This is a genomic window from Arthrobacter sp. StoSoilB20, from assembly GCF_019977295.1.
GTDB classification, from domain to species: Bacteria; Actinomycetota; Actinomycetes; order Actinomycetales; family Micrococcaceae; genus Arthrobacter; species Arthrobacter nicotinovorans_A.
Map to the genome: position 1 here is coordinate 283,540 of NZ_AP024651.1, position 18,382 is coordinate 301,921.

Below are 18,382 nucleotides of genomic sequence, written 5' to 3' on the forward strand. Positions count from 1 at the left end.
AACTGTCAGCAACTGCCATCTGGCGGAGGGGTGGGTCAGCGCTCCAAGCGGAAACCGAGCTTGATGGTGACCTGCCAGTCGGCAACTGCGCCGTCCTCGAGGTGGCCGCGGATTTCCTTGACCTCAAACCAGTCGAGGTTCCGCAAGGTTTCGGACGCGGTGGCGATCCCGTTCTTGATGGCGTCGTCAACGCCCTCCGTGGAAGTTCCTACAATTTCGGAAACGCTATAGGTGTGGCCAGCCATGGTGCTCCTCATCAACGTCTTACGAATCTCTGGAAAGGTAAATCCGGCCCGCCGGGCAGGCCGTTTATGCAGACTAGCCCACGGATCACCGCGCGGCCAGAGCCTGCAGCGGCCTAGCTTTCGCGCCAATCATTGCTGGTGATGTGCGAGCCCGCCTGCGGCCCCATCTGCAGCATTCCGCCGTCCACCGGCCACGATGCGCCGTTGACGTAGCTCGAATCCGGGGACGCCAGGAATGCGATCACCGCTGCGATCTCGCGGGCGTCACCGGGACGGCCAACAGGCACGCCGGGACGTTCCTTGCCCTTGGGGTCCTCGTCTTCCTGGCCGGTCATGGGGGTTGCGATCTCACCCGGTGCCACATTGTTGGCGGTAATCCCGTGTTCAGCGAGTTCCAGGGCCATGGTCTTGATGAGGCCACCCAGACCGTGCTTGGAAGCGTCGTAGGCCGAGGCCCCAACACGTGGTTGGAACTCATGGACGCTGGTGACTGCGATGATCCGCCCGCCGCGGCCGGCCTTCACCATCCGCTTGGCAGCTGTTTGCATGGCCACGAAGGCGCCGTTGAGGTTGGTGTCCAAGGTGGACATCCAGGTGTCGTAGTCCAACTCAAGGAACTTGGTGCCATCGCCGGTGCCGGAGTTGTTGACGAATACATCCACCCCGCCAAGTTCCTCCGCCAGATCCTCGATGGCGGCAGCTGTTCCGCGGACATCCGTGGTGTCCAGTTGATGGACCACTGCTTTCCGGCCGAGACCGCGGACTTCCTCGGCTGTTTCCTCCGCGCCCTGCTGGTCTGAGTGCCACGTGATGCCAACGTCCATGCCGGCTTTGGCCAACGCCACCGCAGTGGCCTTTCCGATGCCTGAATCCGATCCTGTGACGATGGCGGTCTGCGGAGAAAATGGTGCGCTGCTCATGGTCCTGCCTTTCGGTCGTGTGATCGTTCCGATAGTTGTATCCCTACCCAGTGACACCGGCCGTAAACACTCCCGGTTCAAAGGGTTATCCCGGCCGAAGGTGATCGAGTGTAGATTTTCTTGCAGCAGCACCCAGTGAATCCCCACAACCAGGAGTACTCATGTCAGAAGTTATTGTGGTCGGCGTTGACAGCAGCTAGACGGCCAAACGGGCAGCCGTGGCAGCAGCGAAGCTCGCCACCGCACTCGGCGCCGAACTGCACGTAATCAGCGGCTTCTCCGATGACCGGATCGAAGAATTCGGCAGCGGCAGCGACCGCATCACAGTGTCCTCGGCCGACTCAGCGGAATACGTTGCCCGCAAGGTTTCCGAGGAGCTGGACGTCCCCGCAGGCAACATCAAGTACTTCGCGGCCCGCGGAACACCGGCCAACGCCCTCATCAACTACGCCGAGACCAACAACGCCTCGCTGATCGTGGTGGGCAACAAGCGCATGAGGGGCTTGGGCCGCGTCCTGGGCAGCATCGCCAACAGCGTGGCACACGGTGCACCGTGCGACGTGTACATCGTGAACACGGACGTAGACGCGTAGCCAACCAAAGTACCTGGCAGAGGCCGTTGTGGAAGTTCACAACGGCCTCTGCTGTTACTCAGTTGGGTTCCGGGCGGCGTAGCTGGGCTTAGCGGCGGGTCTTACGGGTGGCCTTCGTGATGCCCTTGAGGGCCAGGACCACACCGGTGCCCACCAGCAGCCACGGCCCGGCGACGATGATCGGGTCCATCCACTGGTGCTTGGTATCCGCCCGCTTCCTTCCCCACCGTGAAGCGATGCCGCGGTTCTTGAACTCGCTCAGCACCCCGGTTTCGGTGATCGGGTTGTCCGGGTGCAGTGTGCCAAAGGACCGCAGGTGGCTTTCCCAGGCATCAACCCGGTCACCCGCGATCAGGAGCAGCCAGTGCGCGGCCCGTCCTACGCTGTACTTATAGGCGTACTTCCGGATGGCACCTGAAACGCCCTTTGGAGGGGTGGATGTTCCAAAAACAGGCGTCAGGAATTTGTGTTCAACAGAGCGTTCCCGGGGCCACTTCTCTTCCTGGCGCTCAGGGAAGTCCCAGTGCGCACCGGTGGGAATCCCGCGCTGCTCGCGTGGGAAAGACGGCCGGTCCTTGGGGTCCAGATCGACGCCCCACCCCGGAATTTTGGCCCGCAGTTCTTCAGGCGTTGGCCGCGGGATCGGCCTTTCTGCTGTGTACGGCATGATGTTCCTCCTTGCTATGCCTGATCCGGACGCCTAGACAGTGGTCACGATCGGCTTGATGCAGTCATCCAGCTTGGCCGAGAAGATGTGATACCCCTCGGCGATGTGTTCCAGCGGAATCCGATGCGTAATGATGTCGCTGGGCTTCAGGTGGCCGTTCTGAATGTGCTCGAACAGCCGTGGCCACTGCCGCTTCACGGGACATTGGTTCATTCGCAGCGTCAGCCCCTTGTTCATGGCATCTCCGAACTTCACGGCGCTGAACATCGGCCCATAAGCGCCCACCACCGACACCGTTCCGCCTTTGCGGACCGAATCGATGGCCCAGTTCAAGGCAACGGGCGAACCGCCTTGCAGCTTGAACTTGGACGATGTGATGTGTTGGGTGAGGTTGCCGTCAGCTTCGGCTCCGACGGCGTCAATCACCACGTCTGCGCCAAGATGGTCCGTGGCCTTCTTCATTTCCACCACAATGTCGTCGTATTCATTGAAGTTGTACGTTTCGGCGTGGGCAAACTCCCGGGCCTTCTCCAAGCGGTACTCCAGGTGGTCAATGACGATCACGCGCCCCGCGCCCATCAACCACGACGACTTCGCGGCGTACAGCCCCACCGGTCCGGCACCAAAAACCACACCGTGTCGCCCTGTTCAATGTCTCCCAACTGGGCCCCGAAGTAGCCGGTGGGGAGGGCGTCGGTGAGCATTACCGCGTCCTCCTGGTCCATCCATTCGGGGATCTTGCCGGGCCCGACGTCGGCGAACGGCACCCGCACGAACTCCGCCTGGCCGCCGTCGTAACCGCCGGTGGTGTGGGAGTAGCCGTAAATGCCGCCCACCGCCGTCGCGTTCGGGTTGACGTTGTGGCAGTTGGAATACAGTCCGCGGGCGCAGAAGAAGCACGACCCGCAGTACACATTGAAGGGAACCATGACGCGGTCGCCCACCTTCAGGTTCTCCACGGACGGGCCGACTTGGTGGACCTCGCCCACGAATTCATGCCCGAACGTCATCCCCACCCGCGTATCGGGCATCATGCCGTGATACAGGTGAAGATCCGAGCCGCAGATCGCGGCTCCCGTCACCCGGACTATGGCGTCATTGGGATGCTCGATCCGGGGGATATCTTTTTCTTCGACCCTGACTTTATAAGGGCCGCGGTACACCATTGCTCGCATTTTTGCCGCCTCCAACAGCTGGCCTTCGATATACGGTAAAAATGCTAAGGCTACTTATTAATGATGTCCACCCTTGACATATCTACCCGGCATCTACCCGGCCGCACCGTCGAGCACCGTACCATTGAGCACCGTGACGTTGGAGCGGGTGACGTCCCTTCCCGTGGACAGCAGCACTGGGCCCGGCTGCGGGGTATCGGAAGTGACGGTGAGGTCCCGCAGCGTGGAACCGTCCGCCGCCACCAGGAGCGTGACACCTTCGCTGTTGGTCAGGATCACGTCCGGGGCGTTCCCCGTCGCCCCGGCCAGGGTGATGTTGCGGCGGTCGCCCCAAATCACCGACGGCTCGTGATAAATACCGGGCTGCAGGAGCACAGTGACAGGGCGGGAGTTGTTGGCGGGAATGGCGCCGATCGCCGCGCGGATACTGGCATAATCGCCCGTGCCATCCAGCGCCACGGTCAACACTTCCCGGAGCGCAGGCGTGGTCCCGCCCAACGGCCCGCCGAAAGCACGCACCAGGGCAGGGAGCGCTTTGGGCGGAGTCAGCTCGTAGGAATATGGCGGCACGAACGCAGTACCCCGTTCCTCTCCGGTGTTCCCCGTGCAGTCGTCAAAGACGTTGTTGCGGGCCATCAGTTCGCCGCCGGGACCTTGGTGGTGCAGGGGGTTCCGGACGTCCCGGAAATAGTTTCCCTCCACCACCAACAGGGCAGCGTTCCGCCCCAACATCCCATAACTGGAGATGTCCTCCAGATAGTTGTTGAAGACGTGGGAGGCCGCAGTGTTGTCCAGGCTGGCGTTGCGCTGGTGGGTGTTCCGGATCCAGTTGTGATGCAGTGTCAGCCGGGTGACCACGTTCTGGGTCCACCCCTCGCCCAGGGCCTTGTTGTGGTCCGAGAAGACGTTCCAGGACAGCGTGACGTTGTCGCAGTCCTTGCGGATGTCCACCAGGCCGTCGCCCAAGCGGGTGAAGTGCATGTGGTCCACCCAGACGTGCGTGCTGGTGTCCATCTGGATCCCGTCCCTGTCATTGTCAGGACGCTTTCCCACAAAATCTCCGGGAATGTAGGAATCCCGGACAGTGAAGTTGCGGAACACCACGTTGGCCACGTTCACCAGCTTGAACCCGGCATTGACCACCGCCGCTCCTTCGCCTGCACCGAGGAAGGATTTGTTGGATGTCACTGTCAGTTTTTCGTACTGCGGGAAGACCAGCTCTCCGTGCAGGATCACCACCAGTGCTTCGGTGCTCTTGGCGAACCCGCGGAGCTGATCCGGCGTGCCTGCGTGGACCACCCTGCCGCCGGCCCCGCCAGTGGTGCCGTCCCTGCCATGCGCAGCGATGCCGGCGAACCCGGTGGGTGCCACGGTCCAGGCGCCGCCTTGCCCGTGGTTGATGGGCCCGTGGTTGATGGGCCCGCGCTCGACAGGCAGTCCCGCTTCCCTGAACCCGTTGGAACCAAAGCCCGGCAGCACGTCTTCAGCCGCGGCAGCCCGCGTAGCCGCTCCCAGCAGGCCCGTGGAGGCCAAGGTACCGGCGGCAAGCCCGGCGGAAAGAAGCGTTCGACGTCGGATGGCCGGGTTGTGTGCGTTCGTCATCTCAAGCACCTGCCGCCGGAGTCCAGTCACCCAGGAATGTTTCCTTGGTGAACTTGAGGGCGTCTGTGGGCGTGAGCTGCGGATGGAACCCGTTGACGTAAGCCCCTGGCCCCGTGTTGTTGTACTCGGCAAACCGGCCCTCGGTCCACGCATGCCCGCTCATGTCCGACCAACCCTGCACCGCGATGTGGCTGCCCAGCTGTGACTCGCGGATGACGGCCATGGGGTGGGCTTCGGGATCGCTGCTGGCAAACCAGGGCCGGCCCAGGCTAACGGTCCCGGGAGCGGCATCGGAGGTGAGGGTGCTGTTGACGATCAGGAAGCCGTACGGGTTGGAGTTCTTGGTGCTCGGAGCCACGATGTAGCCGTTGTTGGTGTCGCTTCCGCGGTCCAGGGAGTGGATGGTGCAAGCGTCAAAGACAGCGGTGCCCCGGCCGTAGAGGAAGTCCACGTCGCCTTCGATGTAGCAGTCCTTCAGGTAGGTCCGCGCGGTCGCGTCCCGGCCGGCAGTGTCGGCGAGGTAGGTGTCTTGGTTTCCCAGGAACCTGGTGTTTTCGAAGAGTACGCGGTCCGCCACGGTCCTGACCGCGAGGGCCTGGCTTCCACCGTTGACGGCTTCGTCGTAGGCGTTCTCCACGGTGAGGTTGCGGACGGTAGTGTCCTGCGCCAGGACGTTGAGTGTGGCGCTGCCCGCTGCGCCCCACGTGCCGCCGAAGAACTTGGCACCGTTGGCGGGGGTGTCGTAGGAGATCACGACGTCGGACGGGTTACCTGTTGATCCTTGCAGCGTCACGTTGGGCCGGTCAGCCCAAATGTTGACCGCTTCCCTGTAGAAGCCCGGCTTGATAGTGATGGTCCGGGGTTCGGTATTGCCCACGGGAATCGAGCCGATGGCGGCTTGGACGCTGCCGAAGTCGCCGGTGCCGTCCAGCGCGACGGTGACTTCCGTCGTCGTGCTTGATGCCTTGTTTCCGCGTGGTCCGGCGCTCGAAGTGACCAGGCGTGGCACGTTGGTGGCCTCGTCCTTGGCGTAGGCGTAGGACTGCGTGGGGTCGAAGGCGGTGCCGATGTTGTCCTTGCGGCCGCGGGTGGCATCGAAGACGTTGTCGCGGTTGACGATCTCCGTTGCCGGGTCCTTGGCCACGACGGGATCAGCAACAGCGGTGAAGTAGTTGCCTTCCAGGACCACCTTGGCGGCGTTGCGGCCCATCATTCCGTACTGCCCGATGTCCTGCAGGTAGTTGTTGTAAACGTGGGCTGCCGCGGTGTTGTCCAGGCTGAAGTTCCGTTGGACGGTGTTGCGGATCCAGTTGTGGTGGATGGTCATTTTGGTGACGGCATTGCTGGTCCAGCCCACACCGAGTGCCTTGTTGTTGTCCGCGAAAATGTTCCACGAGTACGTGAGGTAATCGGAGTCCTTGCGGGTGTCGATCATGCCGTCACCCATGCGCTCAAACTTCATGTGGTCCACCCACACGTGGTGCGAGGTATCGAGCTGGATCCCGTCGCGGTCGTTGTCCGGGCGCTTTCCATCCCAGTCACCTGGAATGTAGGAGTCACGGACTGTGAAGTTCCGGAAGATCACGTTGGAGACATTGATGAGTTTGAACCCGGCATTGACCAGTTCCACGCCTGCGCCGGTGCCAATGAAACTCTTGTTGGAGGAGACCGGAATCTTGACGTAGTCCGCGGCGGTGATGCTGCCCTTGACGAAGATGACCAGAGGCTCCTCAGCCGCGGCATAGGTTTTCAGCTCTTCCAGTGAAGAAGCGCTGACGTGCCGCCCGGCCTGGCCACCGGTGGTCCCCTCCAGTCCATTGCCGGGCAAGGACGCGAATCCGTCCGGCCGCTGCTTCCATAATGCGGCGGCTTCGGTCGACGCGTCGGTTCCGCCGGGCTGGGACTCTGCCCTGGCGGGCACAGCGGTAAGGCTTCCAAGAATGACGACGGCGGTCACCGCGCCGAGCAGGCGTCGCAGGCGCATGCAAAACTCCTTTGTCTTGTCAGTGTTGATCTGTCTGTAGTGGTCTTGCTGGCCCCGTGGTGGAGGGCCTACTTAAGCCCCGTGGTGGCAATGCCGTTGATCAAGTACTTCTGCCCGGCGATGAAGAAACCGATAATCGGTGCAATGGACACCACGGACATCGCAAACATGGGACCCCACATGCTCTGGCCTTCGGAATCCATGAACGCGCGCAGGGCCAGGGGAACGGTGTACAAATCCTGGTTCTGGATATAAAGGAGCGGCCCGAAGAACTCGTTCCAGGTGGAGATGAACGTAAAGATCGCCGTGGTGGCCATGGCCGGAACACACAGCGGCAGGATCACCCGGATGAAGGTCCGGAAGGGGCCACAGCCGTCAATCTGCGCGGCGTCGTCCAGTTCCTTGGGCAGCGACTTCATGAACTGCACCATCAGGAAGATGAAGAAGGCATTGGTGGCCATGAAGTTGGGGACGATCAGCGGGAGGTAGGTGTCCAGCCATCCCAGTTGGGAGAAAATGATGTACTGCGGAACCAACAGAACGTGGCCCGGCAACATCAGGGTTCCCAGCATGAGGGCAAAGAACAGTTTCCGACCGGTGAACTCCATCCGGGCGAAGGCGTAGGCTGCCAGCGCGCAGGAGAAGATATTGCCGATGATGGAGAAGACCACGATCACCATCGAGTTGATCAGGTACACGTGGAAGGGCTGGTCCAGGGCGGTCCAACCCTGGGCGTAGTTGGAGAAGTCCCAGTTTTCCGGCCACAGTCCCAGCTGCCGGAAGATATCGTTGCTGGGCTTCAGCGAACTGGAGATCAGCCACAGCAGGGGATAGAGCATCACCAGCCCCACCAGGCAGAGGATCAGGTGCCGCGAAAAGCGGGAAGCCGGCGTGCCTGTCAGGGCATCTTCGGGCTGTTCCTGCTTGGCCAACTTGCGCTTGAGGGGTAGATCAAGGAGTGCCATGAGGTTGCCTTAATTGTCGTAGAAGACCCAGAACTTGGATGCGATGAAATTGATGGCGGTGAAAATCGCGATGATCATCAACAGCAGCCAGGCCATGGCCGAGGCATACCCCATCTCGAACTCGGTGAAGCCCTTTTGGTACAGGTACAGGTTGTAGAACAGCGTTGAATCAGCCGGACCACCCGTACCACCACTCATCACGTAGCCCTGGGTGAACGTCTGGAACGAGCCGATGAGCTGCATGATGAGGTTGAAGAAGATGATGGGGCTGATCAGCGGCAGGGTAATGCTCCGGAACTGCCGCCACTTGGAGGCACCGTCAATGGATGCCGCCTCGTAGTACATGCCCGGCACCTGCCGCAGGCCCGCGAGGAAAATCACCATGGGAGAGCCGAAGGTCCACACGTTCAGCACAATCAGGGTGCTCAGTGAGAACTGCGGGTCGGTGACCCATGCCGGACCCTGGATCCCGAACAATCCGAGGAACCCGTTGACGATCCCGTCATTGCCGAAGATGTAGCGCCACAGCATCACGATCGCCACGCTCCCGCCCAGCAGGGAAGGAAGGTAGTACACCGAGCGGTAGATGGACAGGCCTTGGAGTCCCCGGTTCAGCACCAAAGCCACCAGCAACGCAACGGCCAGGGATATCGGCACGGACACGAACGTGTAAATGAAGGTGACCTTCAGCGACTGAAGGAGCCGGGGGTCCTCGAACATCGCCTGGAAGTTGGCGAGCCCCACAAAGTTCGGCTCGGTGAAGAGGTTGTAGTCCGTGAAGGCCAGGTACAGCGAGGCGAAGAACGGAATGACAGTGAACAGCATCCCCAGGAACCAGGGGAGCAGGAACAGATATCCGGACCGCTGCTTTTTCCGCCGGGAAGGCCGGATGCGGGGCTTGCCGTTTCCTGTCAAAGCCGGGGCGGAAGAGCCGGCCGGCTGTTTGGTCAGAACCGACATGGTGCCACCGTCCCCTCGGGAGTGGATCCGGAGCTACTTGTTGATGGCTGCATTGCTCTTCTCCATGAAGGTCTTCGCGGCATCGGCGGGACTTACACGGCCGAACTCCACTTCAGTGGTCAACTGCTTGAGGGTGTCGGCCACAACGCTGGCGCCCTTCGGATACACGTAGGCAGCAGGGAGTTCGTCTTCCTGGATGGCGGCCATCATGTCCACGAACGTCTTGTCATCGGCACTCAACTTGGGGGTGATGGCCTCGGCCACCTCCGGGTTGATGGGGACGCCGCGCTGGGTAAGGACCTCGGCGGCGCCCTCGGCATCGTTGGTCAGGAAGTCCACCAACTTGGCTGCTTCCTTGGGGTGCTTGGACTTGGCAGCGATGGACCACAACATGGTGGGGTCCGCGGAGTAGCCCCGGCGCTCGCCGGTGGTTTCGCCCGGAATACGCAGCAGGACCACTTCACCTTCAACAGCCTCGTTGTAGCCCCGGAAGTTGTTGATGGGGATGATCTGGGAAGCCACAGTGCCCTTGGCCAGGTAGGACTGGGCGGGGGAACCGCCTATTTGTTCGAAGAACCCGGCGGGTGGGTAGCCCCCGGCTTTGCGGAGGTCCACGCTGTACTGGAACCAGTCCTCGATGGTTTTTGCGCTGACACCCAGCTTGTTGTCCTTGGTGTAGAAGTCTTCGCCGCGTTGGCGGGCCAGGATGATGGGTCCCGTTTCGGTGGCGACGTCGTAACCGGCCCCGTAGACTTTTCCGCCGGTCTTTTCGGTGACTTCGGTGGCGAACTTGGCGTAGTCCTCCCAGCTCCAGGTCTTGTCATCCGGGATGGTCACCCCTGCCTGGTCCGTGATGGTTTTGTTGACCACCATGCCAATGGTGGTGACGCCGGTGGCCAGGCCGTAGAGCTTGCCGTCCACCTCGCCGCGGCTCAGCGTGGTTTCGGGAACCTTGTCCAGGTTCAGCTCGGGGAACGATTTGAGATCGGCCAGGGTGCCGCGTTGGGCGTATTCCAGGAGGCTTCGGTTGGCCATGGCCAGGACATCGGGCGGGTTGCCGCCGGCGAACCGGGTGGCGAGCTTGTCGGCGTAGGGGCCGCTGTCCTGGTATTCGGTCTTGACGGTGATGCCGGGGTTCTTCTTCTCAAAGATCCGCAGGGCCGCTTCGGTCATTTTGGCACGGTTTGCATCGCCCCAGAACACGAAGTTCAACTCGACGTTTCCACCGCTGCCGGCCTGTGCGCCACCACCTCCTCCGCAACCGGCGAGGGCCAAGCCGGCCGCGACCACTGCAGCCCCCAGGACCATCCTGCGTGGGATGGGAGTGCTTGCTGTCTTCTTCATTGAATGACGCCTTTCTGATGTTCATGAGCAGAGGTGAATGATGACTTTCCAGCCGCATGAGTGCAGAAACTTTCTGCACTGAAAATTGATAGTGAGCCAAGCAACTGGCGCGAGTGGTGAGTTTCGGGAGGTGAAAAGTAGTGAGTAAACGATTTCTAGCAAGGAATTGCTGTGACTGTCAACACATCGAGGGAGCTCGGGAGAAATTTATATAAGAAACTTTCTTTACATGTTGCCGAACTCTTTCTGTCGTGTTTATGCTGATGTCCACAACTGCCACAGCTGCCCCAGCTGCACAATCCAACACATCCCGAAGGGGGCCGAATGGAAAGCTTCCACCTCAACGGAGCGTGCGTGATGCAGGAGAACGCCGGGCAGGACCTGCCGGGGATCGTTGCTCCCAGGCCCTACCTTCACCCCATCCGGACGATGACCGGAGTGGGCCTTACCGAGGCCGCACCGGAAGACCACCCACACCACTTGGGCTTGTCCCTGGCGTTCTCCGACCTGAACGGAAGCAATTTCTGGGGAGGGTCAACGTACACGCAGAACGGCCCGGAGATCCTCCCCAACCATGGGCGCCAGATCGCCTCTGGCTGGGAGCACAGAGCAGGCCAGACGGAAGCCGGCAGCGCAGAAGGAACCATTACCTGGATCAGCCACAGCAACGAGGCAGTGGCCAGCGAACAGCGGAGCTACCTTTACGGGGAGCACCCGGCCCCTAACACGTGGAGTCTTTCCTTTACCTCGGTGATCCGCCCCGCCGGTTCCGTGGAGCAACTGTCCGTATCGTCGTCGGCCGTTAAGGGACGTGCGGGAGCCGGCTACGGCGGCATCTTTTGGCGGTTTCCCGTCGGCGACGCACCGTCGCATGTGCTCTGTTCCTCAGGGGCAGGCGCCGGGGCAGCGCACGGTTCCCTGTCACCATGGCTCGTGGTGGGACTCCGGCACCAAGGCCAGGATGCCAGCGTGATCCTCGCCCAGGACTCCAGCCAGCTGCGTCCATGGTTCGTGAGGACCGAGGGGTACATCGGCGCGGGCCCTGCCGTCGCGTGGGACAAGGCAGCATCGGCGGACCGGGACAATCCACTGATCCTCAGCCTCCACGCAGTGATCCATGACGGCGCAGTGTCCACCAGCAGTCACGCCCAGGAACTCCTTCAGCAGCACTTTCACTTCAGCAACTCACCCGACAGGACACCATGACCACCATGGGAAATCGACACCGCACGCGCGAATACAGCAACCCCATCCTCAACGCCGACTGGCCGGACCCGGACGCCGTCCAGGTTGGGGGCACCTATTACCTGATTGCCTCCAGCTTCAACCGGGTCCCTGGCCTGCCCGTTCTGCGCTCCACCAACCTGGTGGATTGGGAACACATCGGGCATGCCCTCGCGGAACTTCCACAAACAAGCCACTACTCCCTGGTGCGCCACGGAAGCGGCGTATGGGCTCCCGCACTCCGCTATCACGACGGGAAGTTCTGGATCTTCTACCCGGACCCGGACCATGGAATCTTCGTCCTGAGCGCGGACAAAGCCGAAGGGCCGTGGAGCGCGCCGCACCTTTTGTACGCAGGCCGTGGCCTGATAGATCCGTGCCCGCTGTGGGACGACGACGGGCAGGCGTACCTCGTGCACGGCTGGGCAAAAAGCCGCATCGGGGTGAAGAACCGGCTGACAGTCCACCGGATGAGCCCCGACGCCACACGATTGCTGGACCACGGGACGCACGTCATCAACGGCGAAGACCTGCCCGGATTCACCACGCTGGAGGGCCCCAAGTTCTACAAGCGCGATGACTGGTACTGGATCTTCGCGCCCGCCGGCGGGGTCTCCACCGGGTGGCAGTCGGTGTTCCGTTCCCGCTCGCCGTTCGGGCCTTATCAGGAACGCCGGGTGCTGGAGCAGGGCGATTCGCCGGTGAACGGCCCCCACCAGGGCGCCTGGGTCACCACTCCCGAGGGCCAGGATTGGTTCCTGCACTTCCAGGACCGCGGAGCTTACGGCCGGGTTGTCCATCTCCAACCCATGGGTTGGGACGCGGACGGCTGGCCATGGATGGGCAAAACAGCGGACGACGGCGGACCGGGAACCCCGGTTTTGACCCACCCCTATCCGGCGGGTACTTCGCCCGAAGCCGTGGCACCTCCAGCCAGCGACAATTTCACCACTCCCGGACTGGGGCCGCAGTGGCACTGGCAGGCCAACCCCCGCAAGGAGTGGTTTTCCACCTGTGGAGGAGGGCACCTGGTCCTGCGTCCGCAGGCCAACGATCCCATCAACCTCAGGGAGCTCCCCAACGTCCTGGGCCAGATCCTCCCCGGCGTTCCGTCCACCTTCACTACCACCCTGGAACTTGACGATGTCCCGGCAGGCACCAGGGCCGGCGTCGTGGTTCTTGGCCAGCGGTACGCCTGGTTGGGGATCGTGCGGACGGGCGACGGGTACGTCCTGGGCAGCGGCACCGGCAGCGAAGGTCCCCACGAGCTTCCCGTCGGGCGGGCCGTGGACCTTCCCGGGCCACGGATCGAACTGCAGATCCGCACGGACCAGACCCCCCGGGCATCGTTTGCCTGGCGGGTGGGTCCCACGGATCCCTGGCAGATTCCGCTCTGGGATTTTGATGTGGTGGAGGGACGCTGGATCGGGGCTGAGCTGGGGATTTTCACGGCTTTACCGCTGGGTTCGCGCGAAAGTGGCAGTGTTATCGTTGGACCCGTGCGGGTCGAAACTTCGCCGGTCCGCCGGTCGACCGCTCCGCGCATTGCCGCCGCAGTTTCCCCATGAGTTCAAGGACCGCCCCGTTGACCGCCACCCCACGCCCCAGGATTGCTGATGTGGCTGCGGCTGCGGGTGTCTCCGTACCCACTGTTTCCAAAGTGCTGAACGGCCGATCCCACGTCTCCGAAGCCACGCGCGCACGCGTCCGGAAGGCGTTGGAGGAGCTCGACTACACCAAGCGGAACACCGTCACGGAGCCCGGCCTGCTGCAACTTGTGGTGAACAACTTCGATTCCCCCTGGGTCCTGGAAACCATGGAAGGGGTGGAAGCGGCCGCTGCGCGGCTCGGATATACCGTGGCGTACACGCGGGCCGTGAATGCCACAGTGGAGAACTGGCAGAAACTCCGGGAGCCCTCCAGCAACCGCCTTGACGGGGTGATGCTGCTGGCGCCGCGCCAAGGGTCGGCGCTGGTGGACCAAGCCCGGGCGTTGAACATTCCTGCCGTCGCCATCGATCCCGAGGGGTCGGAGGGGCTGCAGATTCCCAGCGTCAGCCCGGCGTCGTTCTCCGGAGCACTGGCAGCGGTGTCCCATCTGTTGAGCCTGGGCCATCAGCGCATCGGCATCATTACGGGCCGGGTACACAGCCCCGGCCATGGCCGCGCCCGCTACGCTGCCTACGCCGCCGCCTTGCACGAAGCCGGGCTGCCGGTATTGCCGGAGTTCGTGCGCGACGGCGACTTCAGCATCGAGTCCGGCCTTCGCCTGGGCGGCGAGCTCCTTGACCTTCCCGAGCGGCCCACCGCGATCTTCACGGGCAGCGACCTGCAGGCGCTGGGCGTCATGAACGCTGCAGCACAGCGGTCCTTGCGCATTCCGGCAGACCTCAGTGTTGTGGGCTTTGACGACATCGCCCAAGCGGCGCTGACTTCACCACCCCTGACCACGGTCCGGCAGCCCCTGGCCCAATTGGCGTCGATGGCCGTGGGCATTCTGGCGGACCAGATCGAGCAGCCGGACCTTGGTTCCTCAGCAGCCCTTGAGGTGGCCACGGAGCTGGTAGTTCGCGCCAGCACCGCCCCGCCTAACTAGTGGCCCTGGAACGCCTCCGCCAGCCACCACGATCCGCCGTCCGAGGCGATTTTCGCATCGATCACCAGCGGCCGGTCCTGTGTCCCGGCTTGGTAGGCCGCGATCCAGGGTCGGATGGCTTCCAGGTCTGCCACGGTCCGGACGGTCACGCCTTCGGCCCCGAATCCGCGGGCAATCGCGGCGATGTCCGTTTCCGGGAACACGACGCTGGCAAGCTCGTCCTCGGTGTGCTCCGGCGCGAAATGGTGGACTTCGGCACCGTAGGCGGCGTCGTTGTACACGATGCAGACCAGGGGCAGTTTCAGGCGGGCGGCGGTTTCGAGTTCGCTGATGCCCATGAGGAAGCCACCGTCTCCGGCGCCCAGCACGGGCAGCCGGTGTGGTTGGGCCAGGGCCGCGCCGATCGCTGTGTAGAGGCCCAGCCCGATTGCCTGGAACGCTTGGGTGAAGCAGAACCCGAACTCGTCGGGCACGGCGAGGTATTGGCTGGGGTAGCCCATGAAGTTGCCCGAGTCCACGGCCACGATCCGCTCTGTGGGGAGCAGGGTGTCGAGTTCGCGGGTGAGGACGCGGGGATCGATGGCTGTTTCGGTGGACAGGTCCTCGGTGTCCACGTCCCGCCACCTGGAGCCCTGCTTGATGGCCAGGGCGGTGGCTTCAGTGCGGTACTTTTCGACGGGCTCGGACTCCACGGAACGCAGGGCCTCCAACGCATCCACTGCGGTCAGGGCCGTGTCACCCAGGAGCCCGAGGGTGATGGGCCGGTTGGCGCCGAGCGCGGAATCTTCGACGTCGATCTGCACGACTTTGGTGCCGGTGGAGATCAGTCTCCCGTGCCGCATGGTCCACATGTTCAGCGCGCATCCCCAGCCCACAATCAGGTCCGCGCTGCTGATGAGCTCCGCGGTGGTGGGTGAGGAGAATCCGCCGGAGATGCCGAGGTTGTGGGAGTCGCCATTGAACAGGCCGCTGGCCACGGCCGAGGTTGCCACCAGCGCACCGGCGTGCCGGGCCAACTCCAGGATCTCTTCCCTTGCGCCCCTGCCGCCACGTCCGGCGACGAACACGGGCCGTTCCGCGGCGACGATCAACTCCACCAGTTGCTGCACTCCGGCAGTATCCGGGCGGACCTTCAAGGGTTCAGGCACGACGACGGCACCCACCTCGTCCGCCGAACTGGCACCTTGGATATCCAACGGCAGGCTCAGGACCACCGTGCGGCGCTCGTTCACCGCCGTCCGGAAAGCCCTGACAGTGTCCGCAACAGCGCTTTCGGGGGAGTGGATCCGCTCAGCCACGGCGCCGACGCTCCGGGCCAGGGCGTCCTGGTCGATCTTGAAGTTGGACCTGGTGGCTGCGGCCTGGGTATCGGCGGTGAGCACGATCATCGGCGTCCGGCTTTTCGCTGCTTCCCCGATCCCGGTGATGGCGTTGCTTAGCCCGCAGCCCTGATGCGTGGTCACCACACCCACTTTGCTGGACATCCGGGAGTAAGCATCCGCCATGGTCGCCGCGCCGCCCTCGTGCCGGGCCGCGGTGAAAGGGATGCCTTCGGCCATGAGGGTGCCGGTGACATCGAAGTTGCCGCTGCCAACCACCCCGAAAACATGCCCGACGCCGAGCTTCGCCAGCGTCCTGCCCACCAGCGTGGAAACCCGTATTTGCCCGCTCATGCTTTTTCAACCAGCGCGTACACGCGGCTGGGGCTTCCCGTGCCGCCCACGATCGGCAGCGGCGCTACCACCAGGGTGGCGCCGGTGACGGGGAGCCGGTCCACGTTCCGCAGCGAGGTCACGCCGTACTTGTCCGCTCCCAGGAGGAACGAATGCACGGGGAACATCGGATCCAACGAACCGGCCTGGCCGGCGTCGATCCCCACCGTTTCTACACCGAAACCGCTGATCGAGGCGTTCCCGGCGAGCCACTTGGCGCCCGCGGCAGAGACCCCGGGAGTGTGGGGTCCGGCGTCGTCCGCGTTGACGAAAGCCGCCGGGTCCGTGCCGCGGGCAGCCCAACCGGTCCGGAAAATGATCCAGCAGTTCTCCGGGAAAGAGCCGTGTTCCTCCTGCCACTGCTCAAAATGTTCCGGTTCCAGCAGGAAATCCGGGTCCGCGGCAACCTCGGCGGTCTTATCGATCACCGCAACCGGACCCATCAGGCGGTGCGGTTCGATCTGGTCCACTGACTTGCCGTCCTTGCCGGTGATCCAGTGCACCGGCGCGTCCAGGTGCGTCCCGGCGTGTTCGCCCACGGTGACGTCGTTCCACGCCCAAGCCGGGCCGGCGTCGTCGAAATTACTGACCGGCGAGACCGACAAACCCACCGTGTTCGCGAACGGCTGCGGCAGGTTCAGGATGGGGGTTTCAGAACTCAGGGGCGTGGTGAGATCGATGATTTCCACCGAACCACTCGAAAGGGCTGCAGTGAGCCCGGCCAGAACAGACATTGTTCTCCTATCGCTTGCTTGGTTTAAGTGCTGCTTGAAGGCGGGAAAGCCGTGAAGGCGGTGCGGTCAGTTTTTGCGCCACCAGGTGTCCGGAACCGCCGGAAAGTCCAGGGCCGGGATGCGTCGATGCGCCGATGTGCCAAAGACCGTCGACGGCGGTGCGGTGCCCGGCTGCCGTGGGGAACGGCCGCCACAGAAGGTTCTGGAAGAGCTCAGCGGAACCTCCGTAGGGGTCGCCGTTCACGGCGTTGGGATTCGCGTCCGCCAGGTCCGTGGGAGCGATGATGTCCGAGGCCAGGACAGTCGCCCTGGTTCCCGGTGCGAACTTCTCCAGGCGTGCCAGGACCCGTTCCAAGTAGCCCTGTTTCAACTCCTCAGTCCAGCCCTCCGCAACGGTCAACTGGCCCGCCGCATCGCCTACCGGCGTGAACGGGACTTCCTGCAGTTGCAGCCACAACGTGGCCTTGCCTTCGGGAGCCCGCGATGGATCCAGCACGTATTGCTGCCCCACCACCACCGTGGGTTCGCTGGGAAGCAGGCCTGCTTCAGCCTGGGCGCACGCAATTCCCGTGCTGTCAGAGCCGCTGCTGATGTGCACCAGCGGGACGGTGTTGAGCCGGGGATCAAGCCACTCCACAGGCTTATCCAGAGCCAGGTGGATCTGCATGGCGCCCCGGCCGTTCTGGTAGCGGGCTGCTGCGTCGGCAGTGCCGGCCGGTGGCTGGCGAAGGAGCCGGGTGTACAGGGCCTGGGGGGAAACGTTGGCGAGCACCGTGCCTGCGGAAACCACTCCTTGCGACGTCCGGACGCCGGTGACGGAGCCATCTTTCGTGGAGCCGCTGCCGGTCCCCACCAGGATCTCCTCCGCCTCAGCGCCCAGCATGATCCGGACGCCGTTGTCGCGCAGCAACGACTCAAACGCCGCGACGAACCTGGAGGCCCCGCCCTTCACGATCGGCATCCCGAAGCTGTGCATGCTCATGGCCATCACCGGCAACATGACACCGCCGGTTGCATGGTCCGGGCCCAGCCCTGCGTGCAGGAGCCAGGGTGACCACAGCTGGTCCGCTTCCCACCCGTCAAAGCGGCTGCGGGTGTAGTTCCTGCCGCTCATCACCGAGTCCCTGACGAATGTTTCCGTCCCCGCAAAACGCCCCCGGCGTACAGCACCAAAGGCAATCTTCGCGACCTCCCCGAAGGACCTGAGTTCCGCCCCGAACGCCCCGAACACCGTGCCGGCATTCCGTCCAAGGTCGTCCAGCATTGCCCCATAGGCAGCCTGGTCGCCAGGGGGGGTGAACGCGGCAGCCGTCTCACCCGGATCCCGCTGCGCAATCACCACACGATGCTCCCCGGTCACCGGATCCGCGGCAACGCTGGCTGTCACAGCTTCGGTGGTGTTGCAGTACTCCAAGCCCCTGGCATGCAGTTCCTTTCCCAGCGCCGCGTAGGCACCGCCGGACACGAACAGAGGGTGCCAGGATGAGAAGGAATCATGGATGAAGCCGGGCAGCGTCCGCTCCGCCGAATGAATGAAACCACCCAGCCGGTCCGAGCGTTCGATGATGCACACACGCTTACCGGCAAGCGCCAGCTCCGCTGCCGCAACCAGGGAATTGATGCCCGAACCTATGATCGCGACGTCAACTGAATCGTCCATG

At 63.3% G+C, this 18,382-nt stretch carries 15 protein-coding genes and 1 pseudogene; 4 read left to right on the forward strand and 12 right to left on the reverse strand.

Features of this window, described 5'->3' with window-relative positions; genetic code table 11:
• Positions 1–35: 35 nt before the first annotated feature.
• Both LDN85_RS01430 and LDN85_RS01435 read right to left on the reverse strand, forming a co-directional pair.
• A complete protein-coding gene (locus LDN85_RS01430) occupies positions 36–245 on the reverse strand; it encodes a dodecin (protein ID WP_026541717.1) in 210 nt (69 codons plus the stop codon).
• 113 nt (positions 246–358) lie between these two features.
• The gene (locus LDN85_RS01435; protein ID WP_051421598.1) at positions 359–1,165 is read right to left on the reverse strand and encodes an SDR family oxidoreductase; all 807 of its coding nucleotides are present in this window, start codon (positions 1,163–1,165) and stop codon (positions 359–361) included.
• Positions 1,166–1,383: 218 nt separating this feature from the next.
• On the opposite strand from LDN85_RS01435, the gene LDN85_RS01440 reads away from it, so the two are divergent.
• The gene (locus LDN85_RS01440; protein WP_223944379.1) at positions 1,384–1,758 is read left to right on the forward strand and encodes a universal stress protein; all 375 of its coding nucleotides are present in this window, start codon (positions 1,384–1,386) and stop codon (positions 1,756–1,758) included.
• An 88-nt stretch (positions 1,759–1,846) separates the two neighbouring features.
• Here LDN85_RS01440 and LDN85_RS01445 read toward each other — a convergent pair whose 3' ends face one another.
• The 7 genes and pseudogenes from LDN85_RS01445 to LDN85_RS01475 form a co-directional block, all read right to left on the reverse strand.
• Entirely contained in the window at positions 1,847–2,425 is a 579-nt protein-coding gene (locus LDN85_RS01445) for a hypothetical protein (RefSeq protein WP_026541719.1), read from the reverse strand.
• Between the two features lie 33 nt (positions 2,426–2,458).
• Positions 2,459–3,600, reverse strand: a pseudogene (locus LDN85_RS01450) (zinc-dependent alcohol dehydrogenase).
• A gap of 93 nt (positions 3,601–3,693) precedes the next feature.
• On the reverse strand, positions 3,694–5,202 hold the full coding sequence (locus tag LDN85_RS01455) for a right-handed parallel beta-helix repeat-containing protein (protein ID WP_223944380.1): 1,509 nt from the start codon (positions 5,200–5,202) through the stop codon (positions 3,694–3,696).
• Position 5,203: 1 nt separating this feature from the next.
• Positions 5,204–7,186, reverse strand: coding sequence for a pectinesterase family protein (locus tag LDN85_RS01460; RefSeq protein ID WP_223944381.1), 1,983 nt, complete (start codon positions 7,184–7,186; stop codon positions 5,204–5,206).
• A gap of 68 nt (positions 7,187–7,254) precedes the next feature.
• Positions 7,255–8,151, reverse strand: coding sequence for a carbohydrate ABC transporter permease (locus LDN85_RS01465; protein ID WP_026541722.1), 897 nt, complete (start codon positions 8,149–8,151; stop codon positions 7,255–7,257).
• A 9-nt stretch (positions 8,152–8,160) separates the two neighbouring features.
• Entirely contained in the window at positions 8,161–9,111 is a 951-nt protein-coding gene (locus tag LDN85_RS01470; protein ID WP_026541723.1) for a sugar ABC transporter permease, read from the reverse strand.
• A 33-nt stretch (positions 9,112–9,144) separates the two neighbouring features.
• Entirely contained in the window at positions 9,145–10,455 is a 1,311-nt protein-coding gene (locus tag LDN85_RS01475; protein WP_026541724.1) for an extracellular solute-binding protein, read from the reverse strand.
• A 324-nt stretch (positions 10,456–10,779) separates the two neighbouring features.
• Between LDN85_RS01475 and LDN85_RS01480 the strand changes: the two genes are divergently transcribed.
• From LDN85_RS01480 to LDN85_RS01490, 3 genes are read left to right on the forward strand one after another with little or no spacing between them, the layout of a single operon-like run.
• Positions 10,780–11,661: a DUF6807 family protein gene (locus tag LDN85_RS01480; RefSeq protein ID WP_223944382.1), complete on the forward strand. Its 882-nt coding sequence runs from the start codon at positions 10,780–10,782 to the stop codon at positions 11,659–11,661.
• A gap of 5 nt (positions 11,662–11,666) precedes the next feature.
• Positions 11,667–13,247 (forward strand): glycoside hydrolase 43 family protein, encoded by a 1,581-nt coding sequence (locus tag LDN85_RS01485; RefSeq protein ID WP_223944383.1) that lies wholly within the window; start codon positions 11,667–11,669, stop codon positions 13,245–13,247.
• The gene (locus LDN85_RS01490; protein ID WP_091552549.1) at positions 13,244–14,275 is read left to right on the forward strand and encodes a LacI family DNA-binding transcriptional regulator; all 1,032 of its coding nucleotides are present in this window, start codon (positions 13,244–13,246) and stop codon (positions 14,273–14,275) included. The genes LDN85_RS01485 and LDN85_RS01490 overlap by 4 nt, the downstream gene beginning before the upstream one ends.
• Here the strand turns inward: LDN85_RS01490 and LDN85_RS01495 are convergent.
• Genes LDN85_RS01495 through LDN85_RS01505 form a run of 3 tightly spaced genes read right to left on the reverse strand, consistent with a single transcriptional unit; the run spans position 14,272 to position 18,381 of the window.
• On the reverse strand, positions 14,272–15,948 hold the full coding sequence (locus LDN85_RS01495) for a thiamine pyrophosphate-binding protein (protein WP_223944384.1): 1,677 nt from the start codon (positions 15,946–15,948) through the stop codon (positions 14,272–14,274). The genes LDN85_RS01490 and LDN85_RS01495 overlap by 4 nt on opposite strands.
• Positions 15,945–16,721, reverse strand: coding sequence for a cyclase family protein (locus tag LDN85_RS01500; RefSeq protein ID WP_223944385.1), 777 nt, complete (start codon positions 16,719–16,721; stop codon positions 15,945–15,947). The genes LDN85_RS01495 and LDN85_RS01500 overlap by 4 nt, the downstream gene beginning before the upstream one ends.
• 7 nt (positions 16,722–16,728) lie before the next feature.
• Positions 16,729–18,381, reverse strand: coding sequence for an NAD(P)/FAD-dependent oxidoreductase (locus tag LDN85_RS01505; RefSeq protein WP_223944386.1), 1,653 nt, complete (start codon positions 18,379–18,381; stop codon positions 16,729–16,731).
• Between the last annotated feature and the right edge of the window lies 1 nt (position 18,382).